The sequence below is a fragment of the Ilumatobacter sp. genome (assembly GCF_046290335.1).
Taxonomy (GTDB): Bacteria; Actinomycetota; Acidimicrobiia; order Acidimicrobiales; family Ilumatobacteraceae; genus Ilumatobacter_A.
The window spans coordinates 1-17,174 of record NZ_JBKAGH010000011.1 but is presented as its reverse complement, the minus strand read 5'-3'; the positions used below and the strand labels follow the sequence as shown (position 1 = coordinate 17,174).

At 66.1% G+C, this 17,174-nt stretch carries 19 protein-coding genes and 1 pseudogene; 12 read left to right on the top strand and 8 right to left on the bottom strand.

The window, feature by feature from the left end:
* Window positions 1-6: 6 nt before the first annotated feature.
* On the bottom strand, window positions 7-648 hold the full coding sequence (locus ACE37B_RS24325; protein WP_409925951.1) for a response regulator: 642 nt from the start codon (window positions 646-648) through the stop codon (window positions 7-9).
* Window positions 649-765: 117 nt separating this feature from the next.
* Window positions 766-1,722: a universal stress protein gene (locus ACE37B_RS24320; protein ID WP_409925950.1), complete on the bottom strand. Its 957-nt coding sequence runs from the start codon at window positions 1,720-1,722 to the stop codon at window positions 766-768.
* Window positions 1,723-1,841: 119 nt separating this feature from the next.
* On the opposite strand from ACE37B_RS24320, the gene ACE37B_RS24315 reads away from it, so the two are divergent.
* On the top strand, window positions 1,842-2,696 hold the full coding sequence (locus tag ACE37B_RS24315; RefSeq protein ID WP_409925949.1) for a universal stress protein: 855 nt from the start codon (window positions 1,842-1,844) through the stop codon (window positions 2,694-2,696).
* 144 nt (window positions 2,697-2,840) lie between these two features.
* Complete coding sequence (locus ACE37B_RS24310; protein WP_409925948.1) at window positions 2,841-4,286, top strand: multicopper oxidase domain-containing protein; 1,446 nt, start codon at window positions 2,841-2,843, stop codon at window positions 4,284-4,286.
* Between the two features lie 165 nt (window positions 4,287-4,451).
* Here the strand turns inward: ACE37B_RS24310 and ACE37B_RS24305 are convergent, their stop codons facing one another.
* Entirely contained in the window at window positions 4,452-5,753 is a 1,302-nt protein-coding gene (locus tag ACE37B_RS24305) for an acetyl-CoA hydrolase/transferase family protein (protein WP_409925947.1), read from the bottom strand.
* 81 nt (window positions 5,754-5,834) lie between these two features.
* A complete protein-coding gene (locus ACE37B_RS24300) occupies window positions 5,835-6,362 on the bottom strand; it encodes a pyridoxamine 5'-phosphate oxidase family protein (protein WP_409925946.1) in 528 nt (175 codons plus the stop codon).
* 96 nt (window positions 6,363-6,458) lie between these two features.
* Here ACE37B_RS24300 and deoC point away from each other — a divergent pair, with 96 nt between their 5' ends.
* On the top strand, window positions 6,459-7,169 hold the full coding sequence (gene deoC / locus ACE37B_RS24295) for a deoxyribose-phosphate aldolase (protein ID WP_409925945.1): 711 nt from the start codon (window positions 6,459-6,461) through the stop codon (window positions 7,167-7,169).
* Here the strand turns inward: deoC and udp are convergent.
* Entirely contained in the window at window positions 7,160-7,936 is a 777-nt protein-coding gene (gene udp / locus ACE37B_RS24290) for a uridine phosphorylase (RefSeq protein WP_409925944.1), read from the bottom strand. The two genes, deoC and udp, sit on opposite strands and share 10 nt — an antisense overlap.
* 17 nt (window positions 7,937-7,953) lie before the next feature.
* Window positions 7,954-8,976 (bottom strand): mevalonate kinase, encoded by a 1,023-nt coding sequence (locus ACE37B_RS24285; protein ID WP_409925943.1) that lies wholly within the window; start codon window positions 8,974-8,976, stop codon window positions 7,954-7,956.
* A 51-nt stretch (window positions 8,977-9,027) separates the two neighbouring features.
* Here ACE37B_RS24285 and ACE37B_RS24280 point away from each other — a divergent pair, with 51 nt between their 5' ends.
* A complete protein-coding gene (locus ACE37B_RS24280; protein WP_409925942.1) occupies window positions 9,028-9,657 on the top strand; it encodes a GNAT family N-acetyltransferase in 630 nt (209 codons plus the stop codon).
* Window positions 9,658-9,685: 28 nt separating this feature from the next.
* Here ACE37B_RS24280 and rpe read toward each other — a convergent pair whose 3' ends face one another.
* Window positions 9,686-10,369: a ribulose-phosphate 3-epimerase gene (gene rpe / locus ACE37B_RS24275; protein WP_409925941.1), complete on the bottom strand. Its 684-nt coding sequence runs from the start codon at window positions 10,367-10,369 to the stop codon at window positions 9,686-9,688.
* Between the two features lie 105 nt (window positions 10,370-10,474).
* Window positions 10,475-12,361, bottom strand: coding sequence for an ATP-binding protein (locus ACE37B_RS24270; protein ID WP_409925940.1), 1,887 nt, complete (start codon window positions 12,359-12,361; stop codon window positions 10,475-10,477).
* Between the two features lie 165 nt (window positions 12,362-12,526).
* On the opposite strand from ACE37B_RS24270, the gene ACE37B_RS24265 reads away from it, so the two are divergent.
* The 8 genes and pseudogenes from ACE37B_RS24265 to ACE37B_RS24230 form a co-directional block, all read left to right on the top strand.
* Window positions 12,527-12,916, top strand: a complete 390-nt coding sequence (locus ACE37B_RS24265; protein WP_409925939.1) for a DUF4280 domain-containing protein — start codon at window positions 12,527-12,529, stop codon at window positions 12,914-12,916.
* 195 nt (window positions 12,917-13,111) lie between these two features.
* Entirely contained in the window at window positions 13,112-14,674 is a 1,563-nt protein-coding gene (locus tag ACE37B_RS24260; protein ID WP_409925938.1) for a phage tail sheath family protein, read from the top strand.
* A 34-nt stretch (window positions 14,675-14,708) separates the two neighbouring features.
* Window positions 14,709-15,164 carry a phage tail protein gene (locus ACE37B_RS24255; RefSeq protein ID WP_409925937.1) on the top strand — a complete coding sequence of 152 codons (456 nt, stop codon included), beginning with the start codon at window positions 14,709-14,711 and terminating at the stop codon, window positions 15,162-15,164.
* On the top strand, window positions 15,165-15,605 hold the full coding sequence (locus tag ACE37B_RS24250; protein ID WP_409925936.1) for a phage tail protein: 441 nt from the start codon (window positions 15,165-15,167) through the stop codon (window positions 15,603-15,605).
* A gap of 11 nt (window positions 15,606-15,616) precedes the next feature.
* Window positions 15,617-16,135 carry a hypothetical protein gene (locus ACE37B_RS24245; RefSeq protein ID WP_409925935.1) on the top strand — a complete coding sequence of 173 codons (519 nt, stop codon included), beginning with the start codon at window positions 15,617-15,619 and terminating at the stop codon, window positions 16,133-16,135.
* A gap of 12 nt (window positions 16,136-16,147) precedes the next feature.
* Window positions 16,148-16,318, top strand: a complete 171-nt coding sequence (locus ACE37B_RS24240; RefSeq protein ID WP_409925934.1) for a DUF6760 family protein — start codon at window positions 16,148-16,150, stop codon at window positions 16,316-16,318.
* Complete coding sequence (locus tag ACE37B_RS24235; protein WP_409925933.1) at window positions 16,311-16,769, top strand: phage tail protein; 459 nt, start codon at window positions 16,311-16,313, stop codon at window positions 16,767-16,769. Before ACE37B_RS24240 ends, ACE37B_RS24235 begins: the two co-directional genes overlap by 8 nt.
* Window positions 16,744-17,174 (top strand): annotated as a pseudogene (locus tag ACE37B_RS24230) (hypothetical protein); the annotation flags it as partial. The gene ACE37B_RS24235 and the pseudogene ACE37B_RS24230, both read left to right, overlap by 26 nt.

Below are 17,174 nucleotides of genomic sequence, written 5' to 3'. Positions count from 1 at the left end.
TGACGCTCAGTCGTCGTGGTGTTGGCGTTCGTCGAGTCGCGCCGACAGCGCCGCCGCTTCGGTTCGCCGTGACATGCCGAGCTTGGCGAGCAGGTTCGAGACGTAATTCTTGACCGTCTTCTCGGCGAGGTACAGCTCGGCCGCGATCTGGCGGTTGGTCATCCCTTCGCCGATGCAGTCGAAGATGCGTCGCTCCTGCGGGGTCAGATCGTAGAGACGGCCTTCTTCGCTGTCGCGCATTCGGCGCATCGCCATCCGCACGGCGGCGTCATCGAGGAGCGTGCGGCCGTCGGCGACGTGGCGAATCGCTTCGATCAACTCGCGACTGCGGATCTGTTTGAGGACGAATCCGGCAGCGCCAGCGAGTCCGGCGTCGACGAGCGCTCGATCGCTCTCGAACGACGTCAGGATGAGAGAGCGGATGTCGGGGAACTCGGACGTGATCTCCCGGCACACGTCGATGCCGTTGCCGTCGCCCAGGCGCACGTCGAGCACGGCCACATCGGGCTGGCACTCGGCGATCGCGGTGAGCGCATGGGCAGCGTCGCCGGCCTCGCCGACCACCTGCAAGTCGGGTTCGGCGTCGAGCGCTGCTCTCACCCCTTGGCGAACGACTTCATGGTCGTCGAGCAGGAAGACACGGATCATGTTGACATCATGACCGCTGCAGCGGGGTCGCACCAACGACCAGCGATGTCACGGTCTTCACACCTCGTCGTCGAGTCGACGTCGTCGGCGCGGGCGAAGGCGACAGCGGCGACCGGATCAGTCGTCGTCGGTGCGAGGATCGGGGATGACGACCATCGGTGCGTGCACTCGGTGCAGAAGCCACGTCGACACCGACCCCAGCACGGCGGCGCCGATCGCCCCGTGCCCGCGAGCACCCATCACGAGCAACTCGCTCGGCCCGACGAGATCTGCGAGCACGTTGCGAGGACGACCTTCCACGAAGCGACGCTTCACCTGGACGTCTTGGACGCCGACCTCGTCGATGACATCGTCGACCAGATGCTGGAAGCGTTCCTCGGCGAGTTCGCTCGCCTGAGGGAAGAAGAACTGGTCGGCGCCGACAGAGATCGGGCTGACGTCCCAGACCATCACGCACTCGACCGTCGAGCCGGGTGCTGCGAATCGCAACGCCCATCGCAGCGCAGCGATCGAGTTCGGTGAGCCGTCGATGGCCACGATCAGCTTGGTGACCGGATCGAGCGAGCAGCCATCGGGGATGACCGCCGTCGGGTTGAGCGCGTGGGTCGCGACCTGTGTGCTCGTCGAGCCGATCAGCAATCGGGTGAAGCCACCTCGGCCCCGTGAACCGACGACCAACAACGACGCAGAACTCGCCGCATCGAGGAGCACCGCGGCAGCGCCGCCCCGAGCGACGACCGTTTCGATTCGCGGACCGGCTTCGTCGGAGTCGTCTGTTGTGCTGATGCTGGTGGCAGCCAACTCCGTCGAGATGCGTTCGAGCTCGGCCTGGAGATCTCGTTCGATCGGTGTGCCGGCGACATCGGACAGCACGGGATCGAACGGAGGCGACATCGGAGCGGCCGGAATGTTCCACGCCGCGGCAAGCCGAATGAGCTCGGCCCGACCCGGCGCGTGCGCCAACGCCCAGCGCACCGCATTGATCGACCGCTCCGATCCGTCTACGCCGACGACCCATGCACCCTCGACCGGGGAATGCCGGAGTGCCGTTCGGGTCGTCGACGTCTGCGCCATGCCTCCAATCTGACGGAGTTCCCGGTCTCGGCGGCAGGGCCAAAGGTCCCGCAGGCACGAAACGCTCGCTGTGCCCTTCGGCTCTGGTCGAAACGCCCCGTGGCTGCGACGATGTCCTCATGACACGATGGATTGCAGGGATCGACGGCTCCGACGACTCACGCACGGCGCTGCAGTGGGCTGCGGCGATGGCACACGCCCGCGGTGAACGGGTCGAACCCGTGAGCTCGTGGCACCTGCCGTTGCCGCTCTGGCTCGCTTCCGGCAAGCGCGTGATCGAAGTCGACCGGATGGGGCTGCAGGCCGAGGCGGAAGTCGTCGCGAGTGACGTGGTCGACGGCGTCGAGCCAGCAGAGGTCGTCGATGCTCCTGTCGTCGTCGAAGGGCACCCGTCCGATGTGTTGCTCGAACGGGCAGGCCCCGACCGCGTCGTCGTCGTGGGTCGCCGGGGAATCAGTGCACTCAAGCACCGACTGGTCGGCTCCGTGAGCCACGATCTCGTGACGCACGCTGACGGACCCGTCGTGGTCGTGCCCGCCGGGTGGAGCTCGACATCGTGTCGTCGCGTCGTCGTGGGCTTCGACGGCAGTGAACATGCGGCGACGGCGCTGCGCTGGGCGATCGACACGATGCCCGCCGACGCGGAGATCGTCGCATCGATCGCGGTCGACGTGATCCCGTGGCTCAGCCCCGAACTCGGGGTCGAACGCCACCCCGATGACGTCGAGCATGCCAAGCAACGACTCCTCGCAGAAGCAGAAGCGGTGGACCCTGCACATCGCGCGGTGCGCAGCATCAACGCCGACGGCGTCCGAGGCACGCTGAGCGAGCATTTCGAGGGGACCGACCTGATCGTGGTCGGGCCTCGTGGTCTCGGCGGCGTCGGTCGCACCCTGCTCGGCTCGGTCACGACGTGGCTGTTGCAGACTGCGCCCTGCCCGCTGGCGGTCGTTCCGACGCCCGAACTCGACTGAGTCGTCGAAACCATCATCGACCGCGGTGCGGTGATGGCCGGTCGTGCACAGACCACGCAGGGACCAAAGGCCCTAGGGATGTGTCGTTTGAAACAGTCGAATGGTTCCCACTTCATCCCTCGACGAAAAGGAACGATGCACCCCATGACCATCACCGAAGAACGACCATCGACCGGAGCCTCCGGCCCGCCGACATCAGGCGGTGGAAGCGCTGCGTCGAAGGGTTTCTTCTATCTCGTGTTCCCGCTGATGATGGCGCTCCTCATCGTCGCGCTGCTCGGGCTGGTACTCGTGGCGTTCATCGCCGTGTTCAACTCCGACAACGGTGGAGGTGGCGGCTCGGACGCCGTGTCGTCGGAGCTCGAGGTCTCCCTGGCGGAGTTCTCGATCACGGGTGAGCTGAGCGCTCCGACCGGTGACGTCACGCTCAACGTGGTCAATGCTGGTGCGATCGAACACAACCTGGTCGTTCGCGATCTCGGTGTGCAGACGCGCTCGTTGATGTCGCGCGGCGTCGACACGCTGCAGCTCGGCAACCTCGAGCCCGGCACCTACGAGGTGTACTGCTCGATCGCCGGGCACGAGGCGTCCGGCATGGTCGCCGAGTTGAACATCACCGAGCCAGGGGCGAGCCACGAGGGCTCGGCCGATCCGCACGCAGGTCTCACGCCGGCGGAGATGGACCAACTGATGATCGACTCGATGCTGGCGTTCCCTGCCGCGACCGAGGGTAAGGGCAACCCGATCCTGGAGCCCGAGATCCTCGCCGACGGCACCAAGAAGTTCACGCTCGTCGCCGAGGTGACGCCGTGGGAGGTGTCGCCTGGCGAGTTCGTCGACGCGTGGACGTACAACGGCGTCGTCCCGGGACCACAGATCATCGTCGACGTCGGCGACAAGGTGCAGGTGGAGTTGACCAACCTGACGCCGATGGGGACCGACATCCACTGGCACGGCATCCACACCGAGAACGACCAGGACGGTGTGTCGCCCTACACCCAGGACCCGATTCCGTCCGGTGAGACCTACACCTACGAGTTCGTGGCCCAGGACCCGGCGATCGGCATGTACCACGCTCACCTGCACAGCCAGGTGTCGGTGATCAACGGCATGTTCGCTGCCTTCATCATCGGCGAGAACCCGATTCCGTACGGGACCACGGTGAGCGGGATCGAGATCCCCACCAAAGAAGAGATGGACCTGGCGTTCGAGGAGCCCATGGTGCTCAACGATGCTGGCGTCATCGGACTCACCCTCAACGGAAAGAGCTTCCCAGCGACCGAACCGATCGTGATGGAAGAGGGTCAGTGGGGCGTCATCCACCACTACAACGAGGGACTGACAGCGCACCCGATGCACCTGCATCAGTTCCCGCAGTTGGTCTATGCCAAGGACGGCTTCCCGCTCGAGCAGCCGTACTGGGCCGACACGATCAACGTCGCCCCAGGAGAGCGGTACTCGGTGCTGTTCCAGGCCGACACGCAAGGAACCTGGGTGTTCCACTGCCACATCCTCACCCACGTCGAGCGAGCCGAGGGCATGTTCGGCATGGTGACGGCCGTGGTGGTCACCGATCCCGACGCTGCCTGACGCGTCGCCGACGCGACCCGTCATCCCACCCGTCACCGGCGGGCGGACGAACCCCCTCGTCCGCCCGCCGGTGCGCGTCCCGGGGTCGAGCGCACGGACGTGGCGAGCAGCCCCGACGCGGGTGGCCAGTGCCGATGGCAGGAGGTCGGGACCGTTGCCGTTGCGTCAGACGAAGTTCATCGCGTGAGCTTCGGTCATCAGCGCGTCGCGATGGTCGGGGTGCGCGATGTCGATCAAGGCGCGCGTGCGCTCTCGAACCGACTTGCCTCGCAGTTCCGCTACGCCGTACTCGGTGACGATCTTGTCGACCGTGTTCTTCGGGGTGGTCACGACGTCGCCCGCGGCCAGGCGAGGCACGATTCGTGACGAACCCGACGACGTCGTCGAGTGCAACACGACGAAGCCTTGGCCGCCTTCGGAGTACATCGCACCCCTGGCGAAGTCGTTCTGGCCGCCCGACGACGAGTAGTAGTGCCCGTCGATCGTCTCCGATGCGCACTGGCCGAGGAAGTCGACCGACAGCGTTGCGTTGATCGACACGAAGTTGGTCTCGTTGGCGATGATTCGTGGATCGTTGACGTAGCGCACGGCGTGCAACTCGATGGCGGTGTTCTCGTGCAGGAATTCGTGCAGTCTCGCCGTGCCGAGCGCGAACGTGCCGACTGTCTTGGTGCGATTGAGGCGCTTCTTGACCCCGTTGACGACGCCGGCCTCCATCAGATCGATGACACCGTCGGACAACAACTCGGTGTGGATCCCGAGGTCTCGATGGTCGGTGAGCGCCGCCATGATCGCGTTCGGAATCGCGCCGATGCCGGTCTGGATCGTCGCACCATCCGCGATTCGCTCGGCGACCAACGCGGCGATCTTGGCGTCGACGTCGCTCGGGGCTTTCGGCTCGACCTCGACCAGCGGTCGATCGCTGCGGCACCACCCGGCGACCTGCGACATGTGGATCTGGTTGCGGCCGAACGTTCTCGGCATCGCATCGGTGACCTCCAGGAAGAACGGGGCTCGCCCGATGAAACTCGCCGTGTAGTCGGCCGAGACGCCGAGCGAGAAGTAGCCGTGGCGGTCGGGGGGGGAGGCGGCGGCGACCACCAGCGCGTCGTCGCCGCGTCCGCGCATCAGGCCGTACACCTCGGAGAAGTGGGCCGGGATCAACCCGACCGTGCCGTTGGCGAAGTGCGGGCGGGTGATGTGCGACAGGAAATACGAGATGTGCTTGAGGCGATCGGGGAACTCGCCGGCGAAGTATCGACGCTCGTGGATCGCGTGCATCTGGTGGACCCGGACGGCGTCGATGCGAGGGTCGTCGCCAGCGATCGCCGCAGCTTCGATGGCATCGAGGACCTCGACGGGCTCGCCGTTCGCGAGCGGCACGATCAGCTGCGTGCCGGGCCGGATGTGCGCGACCACGTCGGCGGCGACGTTCGGGGCGGACGAGGCATCGTGGCGAAAGGACATGACCCTGACCGTAGTGAGTGACGAGCGATCGGTGTCGGACGCCTGGAGTCGTTTGGCGCTCGGGGTCCGTTGGGACCCCGATCAGTCCGGATGGAGTTTCGGGGCGCCGCGGTGGAACTCGGCGCCGGGCTCTGCGGTGACCGCAGCGGCGTTCGCCTCCACCGCCTCCCAGCCGATCGAGGTGTCAGGGGAGACGTCATCGACGATGTGGAACCTGCGCCCCGTGATCTCCGTCGGTGCGATGCGGACGAAGTTGGGCTTGGGCGATGCGAGCCAGGGGAACAGCGGCAGGTCTTCGGCTGCGAACACGTCCTCCATGCGTTCCACCTGATGGGCTTTGCCCTTCACCACCACGCTCCATGCGATCCGGTTCGTCGGCTCGTAGCCGTCGATCTCGAAGGCCACGTCGTGCAAGAGCGCTGCGGCGGCAAGTTTGGTGCCAGCGCCGCTGCGGAACACGAGACCGTCGCGGTCCGTCAGGTAGTTGATCGGGAAGATGTCGGGTTTTCCGGCGATCGAGACCGCCAACCGGCCGACGGACGTTCGCCGGAGGAGCTCCCAGCACTCCTCGTTCGAAAGGATGACCGTTCCGTCGGGATACCTGTTCATGGTTCCACTCAACTCGTGCAGCAAGGTATCCGCCAGGGCCGTTCGTCCCGACCTGGTGCGCTCGTGTCGGCGTCGGAGATCGGCTAGACCTGCATCATGGACGCAGCACCGCCCGATCCCGGTTCCCGGCCGTCGCTCGATGTGGCGACGTTCGCCCGCATGGTCGACCACACGTTGCTCAAGCCCGAAGCGACCCGCGAACAGATCCTGGCGGTCTGCGACGAGGCGCTCGAACTGGCTACCGCATCGGTGTGTGTCAACGGCTTGTGGGTGGCAACCGTGGCGGAGCGGCTCGCCAGCAGCGAGGTGCGGACATGCTCGGTGGTCGGATTCCCCCTCGGTGCGACGAGCCCGGCGGCGCTTGCTGCCGAGACCGCTGCGGCGGTTGCTGACGGTGCACGCGAGATCGACATGGTCATCCCGGTCGGCATGCTGCGCTCCGGTGACGACGCCGGTGTGGTACGTCACGTCCAGACGGTGCGCGCCGAAGCGCCCGGGCTGGTGGTGAAGGCGATCCTCGAATCCGCAGTGCTCGACGGCGGCGAGCTTCGACGAGCCTGCGAGCTGAGCGTCGATGCCGGAGCGGACTTCGTGAAGACCTCGACCGGGTTCAACCCGGCGGGCGGCGCAACGCAAGCCGCAGTCGCGCTGATGCGAGCCACGGTCGGCCCGGCGATCGGGGTGAAGGCCTCGGGCGGGATCCGCACGCTCGACGACGTGCAGCAGATGCTCGCGGCCGGAGCGAGTCGGCTCGGCATGAGCGCCACCACCGAGGTGGCCGATGCGATCCGCGCCGCTCAGGCCTGAGCGACGAGGCGTCGAACCGCGTCGACGACCACCGCGATCGACGTGGCCTCGACCTCGCCAGCCGCGTGTTCGTCGGGGGTCTCTTCCTCGGTACGGTTGACCAGCACCCCGGCCACGCAGCCGGCGCGGAGGCCTTGGGTCGCGCACATCGTGAACAGCGTGGCGGCTTCCATCTCGTAGTTGAGTACGCCGTAGGACTGCCACTCCTCGAGGCTGCCGCGGAAGCGACGGGTGACGCGACCTGAGAACGTGTCGTAGCGCTCCTGGCCTGGGTAGAAGGTGTCGGACGACGCAGTGATGCCGACCGACGGTTCGATGCCGACGGCACGGGTTGCTGCGATCAGCGCCGCCACGCAGTCGTGATCGGCGACAGCCGGGAACTCGAGCGGGGCGAAGTGCGTACTCGCCCCGTCGAGACGGACGGCGCCTGTGGTGACGATCACGTCGCCCGGCGAGATACCGGGCTGGATCGCTCCGGTCGTGCCGACGCGGAGAAACGTGCGCACGCCGAGCTGAGCGAGTTCCTCGACGGCGATCGACGTCGACGGACCACCGATCCCGGTGGAACACACCACCACGGCGACGCCGCCTGCCCACCCCAGCCACGACGTGAACTCGCGGACGGTCGCCAAGGGTTCGGATCGATCGAAGCGCTCGGCGATGCGTTCGACTCGTGCCGGGTCGCCGGGCACGATCGCGATCGTGGCGCCGTGGAGCTGCTCGCGTCGAAGACCGAGGTGGAAGACGTCTGACCTGGAGGTTGACATGACGCGAACGGTAGTCGTCAGTCGGTGATGTCGATGATCCGCCCGCCGAGTTCGGCGACGCTCGCCCGGATCGACGTCGCAACGGTGTCGTTGGGCGCCAACACGGTGACCGCGCCGCCCGAGCCCGACCAGTTGGCGTGGCCACCGAGACCCCGAGCTGCATCGGACACGGCGAGCAGACGTGGGTCGAGCACCATCATCGACTGACGCAGATCGAGCGTGGTGTCCATCGCTGCGCCGAGCGCGATCGCATCATGCCGCTCGATGGCGAGCGCAGCGGCGCGGCCCTGCTCGGCGATCTCGGCCATGAGTCGTCGAGTGCGTCCGCCGTCGCCGTCGTGCTCGGATCGAAGCGCTCGATGGGTGACGCCGCTCTCACCGGCCGCCTGGTCGAGCACGGCGACGAACATGATGCCTGGAGGAGCGGCGAGTGTGGCGTAGCGGCCGGCGAGCAGTGCCGCGCCGTGCACCGGTGCGACATTGGAGAAGTCCATCGACATCGGCTCGCCGAACGCCTGGACGACCCGATCCTGCAAGCCGGCAGCCACGCCGAGTTCGTCGGCTTCGACGCTCAGGGCGAGCGCCGCCAGCACCGCAGGATCCGCGAGCGGTCGTACCCAATCGGCGTCTGGCTCGGTCTGCATGAGTGCACGGATGGTCGCGATGACGATCGCGCTGGACCCGGCGAGACCGACGGAACGCGGAATGCTGCTCTCGACCGTCAGCCGAACGGGTGCGATCCGAGCATCGAGGTGACGGCGTAGCGCTCGCAGCGTGGCGAGTATCAACGAGCGCGCATCGCCGTAGCCGTAGCGGTCGACGTTCGCCACCAGGTGATCGTGGTCGTCGAAGGTGTCGTCGACCGTGGGGGAGTGGTGGATTTCGAAGCGCAAGGTGGGAGCGACCCGAACCGTGGCCCGAACCGCCGGCACCGGCACCGCCACCACGTGTCCGCCGTAGCCGTCGGACGGGTTTCCGGCGAGCGCGGCGCGCGCCGAGCACATCCCGATGGTCACCGTGGGAGTCGGTTCGACGGACACGCTCCGGTTGTACCAGCTTCGCCGCGGTTCCGTTCCACTACGGTCGGTGCCATGCTCGTTCGTCGCGCGACCCCCTCGGACCTCGGACGGCTCTGTGTCACTGCAATGCGCAGCTTCCACGACGACCCGATCATGCGGTGGCTGTGGCCGAACGACGACGAGTTCTTCGCTCCCGGCGGCGAGGTCTTCCGTGAAGCGATGGCGGGTTGGCTCCGGCTCGGCGACGTGTGGTGCACCGACGATGCGGCGGCCGTCGCCGTGTGGATTCCGCCAGGGCGTCCGCCCATCCCACCGGACCCCGATCCCGATGTGGTGCCGCACTTCCCCGAAGATCTGCTGGAACGTTTCACGATCATTGCGCCCTTGATGGAGGCGCACACGCCGACCGACGACCACTGGTATCTCCAGTTACTCGGTACCCATCCCGACTGGCAACGCCAGGGGCTCGGGGCAGCTCTGATGCAGTCGATGTTCGAGCGTGCCGACGCAGAGGGCCTTCCCTGCTATCTGGAGACCGAGACGCTCGTGAACGTGGGGTACTACCGGCGTCATGGCTTCGACGTCATCTCCGAGTGGGACGTTCCCGCCGGGGAGCACGTGCACCGGTTCTCGTCGTTCGGCGACGACCCGACGACCGAGATCGGCCCGCACATGTGGGGGATGCTTCGCCCGCCACGCTGAACGGCCGGCGGCATTGGGCTGGCGACACTCAGCCGCGTGCAGCTTCGGCGCGTGCGCGTAGGTCGCTCACCGCGTGCCCGAGCCCTTCGGGATCGCTGTACAGGGCGCTGCCTGCGATCAACACGTTGGCTCCGGCAGCGGCTGCACCGGCGATCGTCTCGGGGCCGATGCCTCCGTCGACTTCGATGTGGACGTCGTCGGCGCGGCCGGCAGCTTCGAGGAGTTGCTGGATCTGGCGGATCTTGGGCTCCATCGTCGCGATGTAGGCCTGGCCACCGAATCCCGGGTTCACCGTCATCACCAGCACCATGTCGATGAGATCGAGCACGTGCTCGACCGCCGACGCCGGCGTCGCCGGATTGAGCGCGACCGCAGCGGTCGCGCCGAGATCGTTGATGTTGGTGAGCGTTCGATGCAGGTGGGTGCAGGCCTCGGCGTGCACGATCAGTCGGGAGCAGCCAGCCTGGACGTACTGCTCGGCCATCACGTCGGGGGTCAAGACCATGAGGTGCGCTTCGAACGGGACCGAGCAATGGCTGCGGGCGGAGGCGATGACGTCGGGACCGAAGGTGAGGTTCGGGACGAACTGTCCGTCCATCACGTCCCACTGGATCAAGTCGACACCAGCCGCTTCCAGTGCGGCGACTTCGTCACCGAGGCGTGAGAAGTCGGCGGGCAACACCGAGGGGGCGATCAACGTAGGACGGCTCACGTCGGTCGAACCTACTTCGACGAGCTGGGTTCCGACGAACGTCACGCATGGGAGCGAAGGTCGTGGCCGCACCGTGGCCGGATCAGGGGCCACCCTCCGTCCGGCTCAGGGGTCGATCGCCGAGAAGTACTCGCCGAAGTCCTCGGCGCGCAGAAGCCGACCCATCTTGCGGAGCTCGCCCGCCACACCGGCGACCATGGCCCGCATCGTGATGGGCTCGGCAATCGCGGCAGCGCTGAACGCAGCCTGCACCGCGGCGTTGCGGATCGTGCCACCGCTGAGCTCGAACCGCTCGGCGATCCACTGCAGGTCGAGGCCGTCGGTCGGCGCGTTCGGCGGGATGTTGTGCTCCCAGATCGAGCGTCGCTCGTCGACGCCGGGGAGCGCGAACGCGACCCGAGCGTGGATTCGACGCAAAAACGCTTCGTCGACGTTCTTTTCGAAGTTGGTCGCCATGACGACGAGCCCGTCATAGGACTCGAGGCGCTGCAGGAGGTACGACACTTCGATGTTCGCGTAGCGATCACGAGCATCCTTGACCTCGGAACGCTTGCCGAACAGCGAGTCTGCCTCGTCGAAGAACAACACCATGTTGGCAGCGCTTGCCGCGTCGAAGATCTGTTCGAGGTTCTTTTCGGTCTCACCGATGTATTTGCTGACGACGGAGGACAGATCGAGTTTGAACACGTCGAGCCCGAGCGCGCCAGCGATGATCTCCGACGCGAGCGTCTTGCCCGTGCCGGATGGACCGGAGAACAACGCAACGAGCCCGCGCGATGGCGACGCAGAAAAACCCCACTCGTCGTAGATGCGGTTCGCCAGTCGGTAGCGATCGACGATGCCGTGCAGCGCAGCGAGGCGATCGGGACTCAGCACGATGTCGTCCCATCCGCGCGTCGGTTTGATGCGTCGGGTCAGTTGTTCGAGCTTGCCGCTGGCGAGACGTCGTACGGCCGAATCGAGGTCGCCGCCGCTGGCCTCGCGCGATCTTGCGACGCGGTGCAGCTGATCGAACGTGAGCCGGTGGGTTCGCTCGACGTCTGGCCCGAGCGCGGTGGCCCACTCGGCATCGCTCGGTGCGCGAGCGTCGGCTTCGACGCTCATCCACTTGCGGCGCGGCAACTCTCCGACCGGGGGGCCGTTGGCCGACGAGATCACCCAGGAGAGGTGCCGGCTCCGTTCGATCCATCGAGCGCCGATCCGGGGCAGCGTGCCGTCGACATCGACGACGATGCCGCGGCCCGTCACGGTGGCTTCGCGAACGAGCGACGCCCAATGTGCCGGCGTCGTGTCGTCCGCGATCGCTGCGCAGAGGAACCGGTCACCGAAGGCGGCCGTGGTGCCGTGCTGGCGGCGACGCATCCGGTCGGGGCCATTGACCACGACGAGGTCGTGCACCGATTCCGACGGCAGCGACACGGTGTCTGAGTCGGCGCCGTCAGCGTGCCTGATGCTGGTGACGTGATCTTCGGTGTCGTCAGGCAGTTCGGGATCGGGTGCACCGTCACCCAGCAACGCCCACACGACCCCGGGGTGCAGGTGGACACCATGGTCAGCCCACGGACCCGTGGCCTCGACGTCGACGAGCGCCGAGCGGCACATGGGCGCCTCGGGTGCGACCGCGAGCGGACCCGAGTGGTTCGGGCCGAAGACGTCGCGGAGGAGCCCGAGCGTCAGGCGCGCACGGCGAGTGTCCCCATGGAGCGCAGCGACGAGTCGACCACACGCAAGATTCGATTCGGCCGTCGCCAACAGTGCGAGGATCTCGGCATCGGCGGGAGCGAGCCCGGCGTTCGCGGCGATCGTGGCGAAGGCGCCGCTCTCGGACAAGGATCGGTGAAATCGAGTTCGGGCGGCGCCGACCACGCCGGTGTCGAGTGACTCGGTCTCGTTCTGGCCGCTGTGTTCGGCGCGGGCGGCGACATCGATCAGCAACTGGCGGCCGAACTCGAACCACGCCTGCTGACCCGCCTCTGCTTCAACTACCACCATGACCTCCCGACACGCCGGTCAGTCAATCACACGGGCGTCCAGCCCGGCATCCAGACCGGCATCCACACCGGCATCCACACCGGCATCGCGGCATGCGGCGCTCGGCGGCGTGCCCGCATGTCGAGCCGCGGCGACGGGGCCGGTCCGTTCCGGTACGGTGGACGCATGGGGATTCCGGTGGTGGCAACCGCAACGCTGTCGTGTTCGTTCGGCGCAGCTCCGTCGACGTTGCTGGTCCCACCGGCCAACAAGGTGTTCATCGAAGGCAAACCGGCGGCCAACATCGCCGACAACAAGCCGATGATGAACATTGCCCCCTTCGGTGTGTGCATGTCGCTCGCCAATCCCATCACCGCAGCCCAGACTGCGGCCGCGTTGGGTGTATTGACGCCCGGTACGTGCACCCCGATGACCGTCGCGCCGTGGGTGCCGGGGAGCCCGACGGTGCTGATCGGCAACATGCCCGTGCTCAACAACTCGTCGATGTGCAACTGTGCCTACGGCGGGGTCATCACCGTGGGAAATCCCGGCGCGACCAAAGAGATGGTGCCCTGACGCTTCACGGTGCCTCCGGCAGCGAAGCCGCCTGAGTCCTCAGGTTTGTGTCAAATTCGCCGGGGTCCTTCCGCTCGATGCCGCTCAGTGTTACTGTGACGTCACTCACGGGAGCGGGTGTACTACTGCTGGTTCTCGCGTGCGTCGGACGCCAACGTGGCGTCCGACACAACAGAAAGATCACGGGAGGAAGCAGTGCCGAGTTATCTCACCCCTGGCGTATATGTGGAGGAAGTTCCCTCCTCGAGTGCGTCACTGTCCGCTGGAGCAACCGCCATTCCGGCGTTCGTCGGGTTCACCGCCAAAGCTCCGACCGACGATTCGAGCGATCCCGACGGCTTGAAGCCTCGGCTCGTGACCAACTGGACCCAATTCGAGAAGCTCTACGGCGGTTTCGTCAAGGGTGCCATGCTGCCCCTGTCGGTCTACGGCTACTTCAACAACGGCGGATCGATGGCGTACATCGTGCGGATCCCGCACACCGAGCCATCGAGCGTGCCCGGCACGCTTGCTCTGCCGTCAGCTGATCGGGCACTCGGCTCCGCCGTCGAGTTCACGACCGTCGAGCCCAACGCGGACGTGTCGATCACGATCACGCAGGAGTCGCCAGCCGATGACGCGGGTGACGACGACGCTCCGACGTTCTCGATCACGATCGACGAAGCGGGCAACGACGAGCCCGAGGTGTACAGCGGTGTCACGCTCGGCGGGATCTCCAGCACGATCAACGGCACTTCCACCAAGGTCAAGGTCGACACCAAGATCGACGTCGATCAACTCGCCGCCGACCTGCAGACGATGCCGACCGGAACGTTCGACATCGAGCCAGCCGAGCCGACCCCGGTCAGCGTGTCCGGCCGTGCCTTCAACGGGTCGGAGTCGGCCCGTACCGGCATCTCGGGTCTCACGATCGCCGACGAGGTCACGATGGTCATCGTGCCCGACCTCATCACGGCCGCCCGTCAAGAGGATGGTTCCGTCGACCTCGGTATGTGGAAGAGCGTCCAGCTCGCGGTGATCAACCACTGTGAAGGTCAGGGCAACCGCATGGCGGTGCTCGACGCTCCTCCGGGAATGTCACCCCAGCAGATCAAGGAATGGCGCAGCGACGTCGCGATGTACGACTCCGCATATGCGGCGCTGTACTACCCGTGGATCGAGGTGGCGAACCCGATCGGTACCAACGGCGACAGCGAGATCTTGGTCCCGCCGTCCGGCCACCTGGCTGGCGTCTGGGCCCGTACCGACGAGACCCGCGGTGTCTGGAAGGCTCCGGCCAACGAGATCGTGCGTGGCGCGCTCAATGTCGAGACCAACATCACCAAGGCCGAGCAGGGTCTGCTCAACCCGATCGGGATCAACTGCATCCGCCCGTTCGGGACGCAGGGCATCCGAGTGTGGGGCGCCCGCACACTGTCGTCGAACAGCGACTGGCGCTACATCAACGTTCGTCGCTTGTTCAACATGATCGAGCAGACCATCATGGACGGCACGCAGTACGCCGTGTTCGAGCCAAACGATCAGAAACTCTGGGAAGGGCTCAAACGCACCGTCAACTCGTTCCTTCGGGGACTCTGGCGCGACGGAGCGCTCTTCGGCAACACCGCCGAGCAGGCGTTCTTCGTCAAGTGCGACGACGAGACGAACCCGCCGGACTCGATCGACGAAGGCAAGGTCGTCGTCGAAGTCGGTATCGCACCGGTGAAGCCGGCCGAGTTCGTGATCTTCCGCGTCAGCCAGTTCAAGGACGAGAGCTGATGTCGATTCGTAGCCACAGCGAAGGAGCCGCGCAGTGACCACCATCGTCCCCGGGTCAGCCGAGACCACACCGTTCGTCTCGTCGCTCTTCAACGTCGAGTTCTCGAACGTCGCCAGCGGTGTGTTCACCGAGGTGTCGGGACTCAGTATCGACATCGAAGAGGTCGAGAGCGTCATCGTCAACGCGTCGGGTCAAGAAGTCACGCGCTGGACACCCGGCACCGTGAAGTACAGCGAGATCACGCTCAAGCGTGAGTTCACCGGCAACCGCGAGTTCTGGGACTGGCACATGCAGATGGTGGAGGGAGACGAGGCCTACTCCGACGGCTCCATCGTCATCTACAACCTCGGAGGCAAAGAGGTCTCTCGCTGGAACGTCAACCGAGCCTGGCCGTCGAAGTGGTCGTGCTCCGACCTGGATGCCGGTTCCGGCGACGCGATGATCGAAGAGATCACCTTGCAGATCGAATTCCTCGAAAGGCAGAAGTAAATGGCAGCTGAATTCAATGCCGCACAGGGCTCGTACTTCAGTTTCGAACTCGACGGTGTCAACCTCGGGTACTTCACGGGCTGCACCGGCCTGTCGAGCGAGCTGAGCGTCATCACCCACCGGACGATGAGCGCCAAGGGAAACACGCTCGAGATCAAGTATCCCGATCGTCAGACCTTCTCCGAGGTCGTCCTCAAGCGCGGATTCACCGCCGACATGGCAGTCAACGACTGGTACGACGACACCGTCGATGCAGGGGCGGCCGTGCAGCGCAAGACCGGGTCGATCGTCATCCTCAACCGCCAACTCGACGAGATCGCTCGATTCAACCTCGAAGGATGCTTTCCCTCGAAGCTGTCGGTGTCCGATCTCAACGCGAAGTCGGGTGAGGCCATGATCGAGGAGTTGACCATCCGTCACGAAAACCTGCTCTGGGCCTGACGGCAGGCGTCTTGCGAACCGAATTCGAGTTCACGCTCCCGAAGGGGTACGTCGGTAGCGACGGCCAGTTGCATCGTCACGGGACGATGCGACTGGCGACGGCTCGCGACGAAATCGAACCCCTTCGGGATCGGACCATCGACGGGCCCGATGACCCGTACCTCACCATCCTGGTGTTGGCGCGTGTCATCACCGAGCTCGGAACGCTGCCCGACGTCGGCGTCGAGGAGGTCGAAGGCCTCTTCGCCGCGGACCTGGCGTTCCTCCAGGACCTCTACGGCATCATCAACTTCGGTGATCAGGCCGACGTCGCGGCGTTGCAGGAGAGTGTCCTGCCCGCCGACACCCAGTTCGACGACGACGCCGGGTTCGAGGACGACGCCTCGGTGAGCGATGCGGTTGCGAATCCGGACACTGACGACGCTGCGCTCACCGACGAGCGCGAGGCCGACGACGCTGCGTCGTCGGCTGCCGCTCCTCGACCGCGGCGCGCACGAGTCGAAGAGGTCGTCTCCTCCGCTCGAGAGTGACGGGAGCACGGCGTGAAGCTCTATCCCGAATCATCGCTGTGGAGCGAGATCGCCTACCTCGCCTACCACCTCCACTGGGACCTCCAGACGCTGCTCGACCTCGAGCACGCCGACCGAGCTCGACTGATCGAGCTCGTCGCTGACATGAACCAACGTGCGTGGGACGCACTCGCCGATGCCTGATCCATACGAGCACGGAGCCAACTCGGCTCGTTTCCTCTTCGAAGTCGACGGTCTCGACATCGGGTGGTTCAACGAGGTGAGCGGACTCGAGGTGTCGATCGAGACCGAAGAGGTCCAAGAGGGCGGTCAGAACAGCTTCGTGCACAAGCTGCCCGGTCGGATGACGTGGCCGAACATCTCCCTGAAGCGCGGGTTCACCCGCCAAGACAACCTGCTCGCGTGGTTGAACGAAGCGTCAGGCGAGCAGTTCGCTGCGAACGGCAACAAACTCAAACGCAAGTCCGCGGCGATCACCTTGCTCGATGGCGACGGCACTCGGCTACGGTCCTGGGAGTTCGACGAGGCGTACCCGGTCAAGTGGAGCGGCCCGACGTTCGCTGCCTCCAACGGCGAGGCGGCATCGGAGCAGCTCGAGATCACCCATCATGGATTCCGCGCTCGTGAGCACTGACACCGCAACCACGACGCGATCCTCGTCGCTCGGCGACGGCCTGATCCATCGCGCACGGAGCCAGTCGGTGCTGTTGCGGCGCCGACCAGCGGCCCGGCTGATCGGCGCGGTCGGCAAGGCGAGCGTAGGTTTCGGCCTTGCCGTCGGCCGGTCGCGCTCGATTCGTCCCGTCGTGCGGGGCAGCGACCTCAATACCTCGGTGCTGCGACCGCCTCCCGGTTTCTGGCATCGGCGCAGTGACGCCGACGAGTTCGACGAGTTCTCACCATCGGTCGTCGCTGCCGACTCCGACCGTGCGAATACTCGACCGGAGCCTCGTCGCAGCCCCAGCCAGCGCACGACCCCCAGCGAGCGCACGACCCCCAGTCAGCGCACGACCCCCAGTCAGCGCACGACCCCCAGTCA

What these genes read in the sequence shown, in the direction of transcription:
- ACE37B_RS24325 (WP_409925951.1), bottom strand. Translation starts at nt 648, where the DNA reads ATGATCCGTGTCTTCCTGCTCGACGACCATGAAGTCGTTCGCCAAGGG.
- ACE37B_RS24320 (WP_409925950.1), bottom strand. Translation starts at nt 1,722, where the DNA reads ATGGCGCAGACGTCGACGACCCGAACGGCACTCCGGCATTCCCCGGTC.
- ACE37B_RS24315 (WP_409925949.1), top strand. Translation starts at nt 1,842, where the DNA reads ATGACACGATGGATTGCAGGGATCGACGGCTCCGACGACTCACGCACG.
- ACE37B_RS24310 (WP_409925948.1), top strand. Translation starts at nt 2,841, where the DNA reads ATGACCATCACCGAAGAACGACCATCGACCGGAGCCTCCGGCCCGCCG.
- ACE37B_RS24305 (WP_409925947.1), bottom strand. Translation starts at nt 5,753, where the DNA reads ATGTCCTTTCGCCACGATGCCTCGTCCGCCCCGAACGTCGCCGCCGAC.
- ACE37B_RS24300 (WP_409925946.1), bottom strand. Translation starts at nt 6,362, where the DNA reads ATGAACAGGTATCCCGACGGAACGGTCATCCTTTCGAACGAGGAGTGC.
- deoC (WP_409925945.1), top strand. Translation starts at nt 6,459, where the DNA reads ATGGACGCAGCACCGCCCGATCCCGGTTCCCGGCCGTCGCTCGATGTG.
- udp (WP_409925944.1), bottom strand. Translation starts at nt 7,936, where the DNA reads ATGTCAACCTCCAGGTCAGACGTCTTCCACCTCGGTCTTCGACGCGAG.
- ACE37B_RS24280 (WP_409925942.1), top strand. Translation starts at nt 9,028, where the DNA reads ATGCTCGTTCGTCGCGCGACCCCCTCGGACCTCGGACGGCTCTGTGTC.
- ACE37B_RS24270 (WP_409925940.1), bottom strand. Translation starts at nt 12,361, where the DNA reads ATGGTGGTAGTTGAAGCAGAGGCGGGTCAGCAGGCGTGGTTCGAGTTC.
- ACE37B_RS24265 (WP_409925939.1), top strand. Translation starts at nt 12,527, where the DNA reads ATGGGGATTCCGGTGGTGGCAACCGCAACGCTGTCGTGTTCGTTCGGC.
- ACE37B_RS24250 (WP_409925936.1), top strand. Translation starts at nt 15,165, where the DNA reads ATGGCAGCTGAATTCAATGCCGCACAGGGCTCGTACTTCAGTTTCGAA.
- ACE37B_RS24235 (WP_409925933.1), top strand. Translation starts at nt 16,311, where the DNA reads ATGCCTGATCCATACGAGCACGGAGCCAACTCGGCTCGTTTCCTCTTC.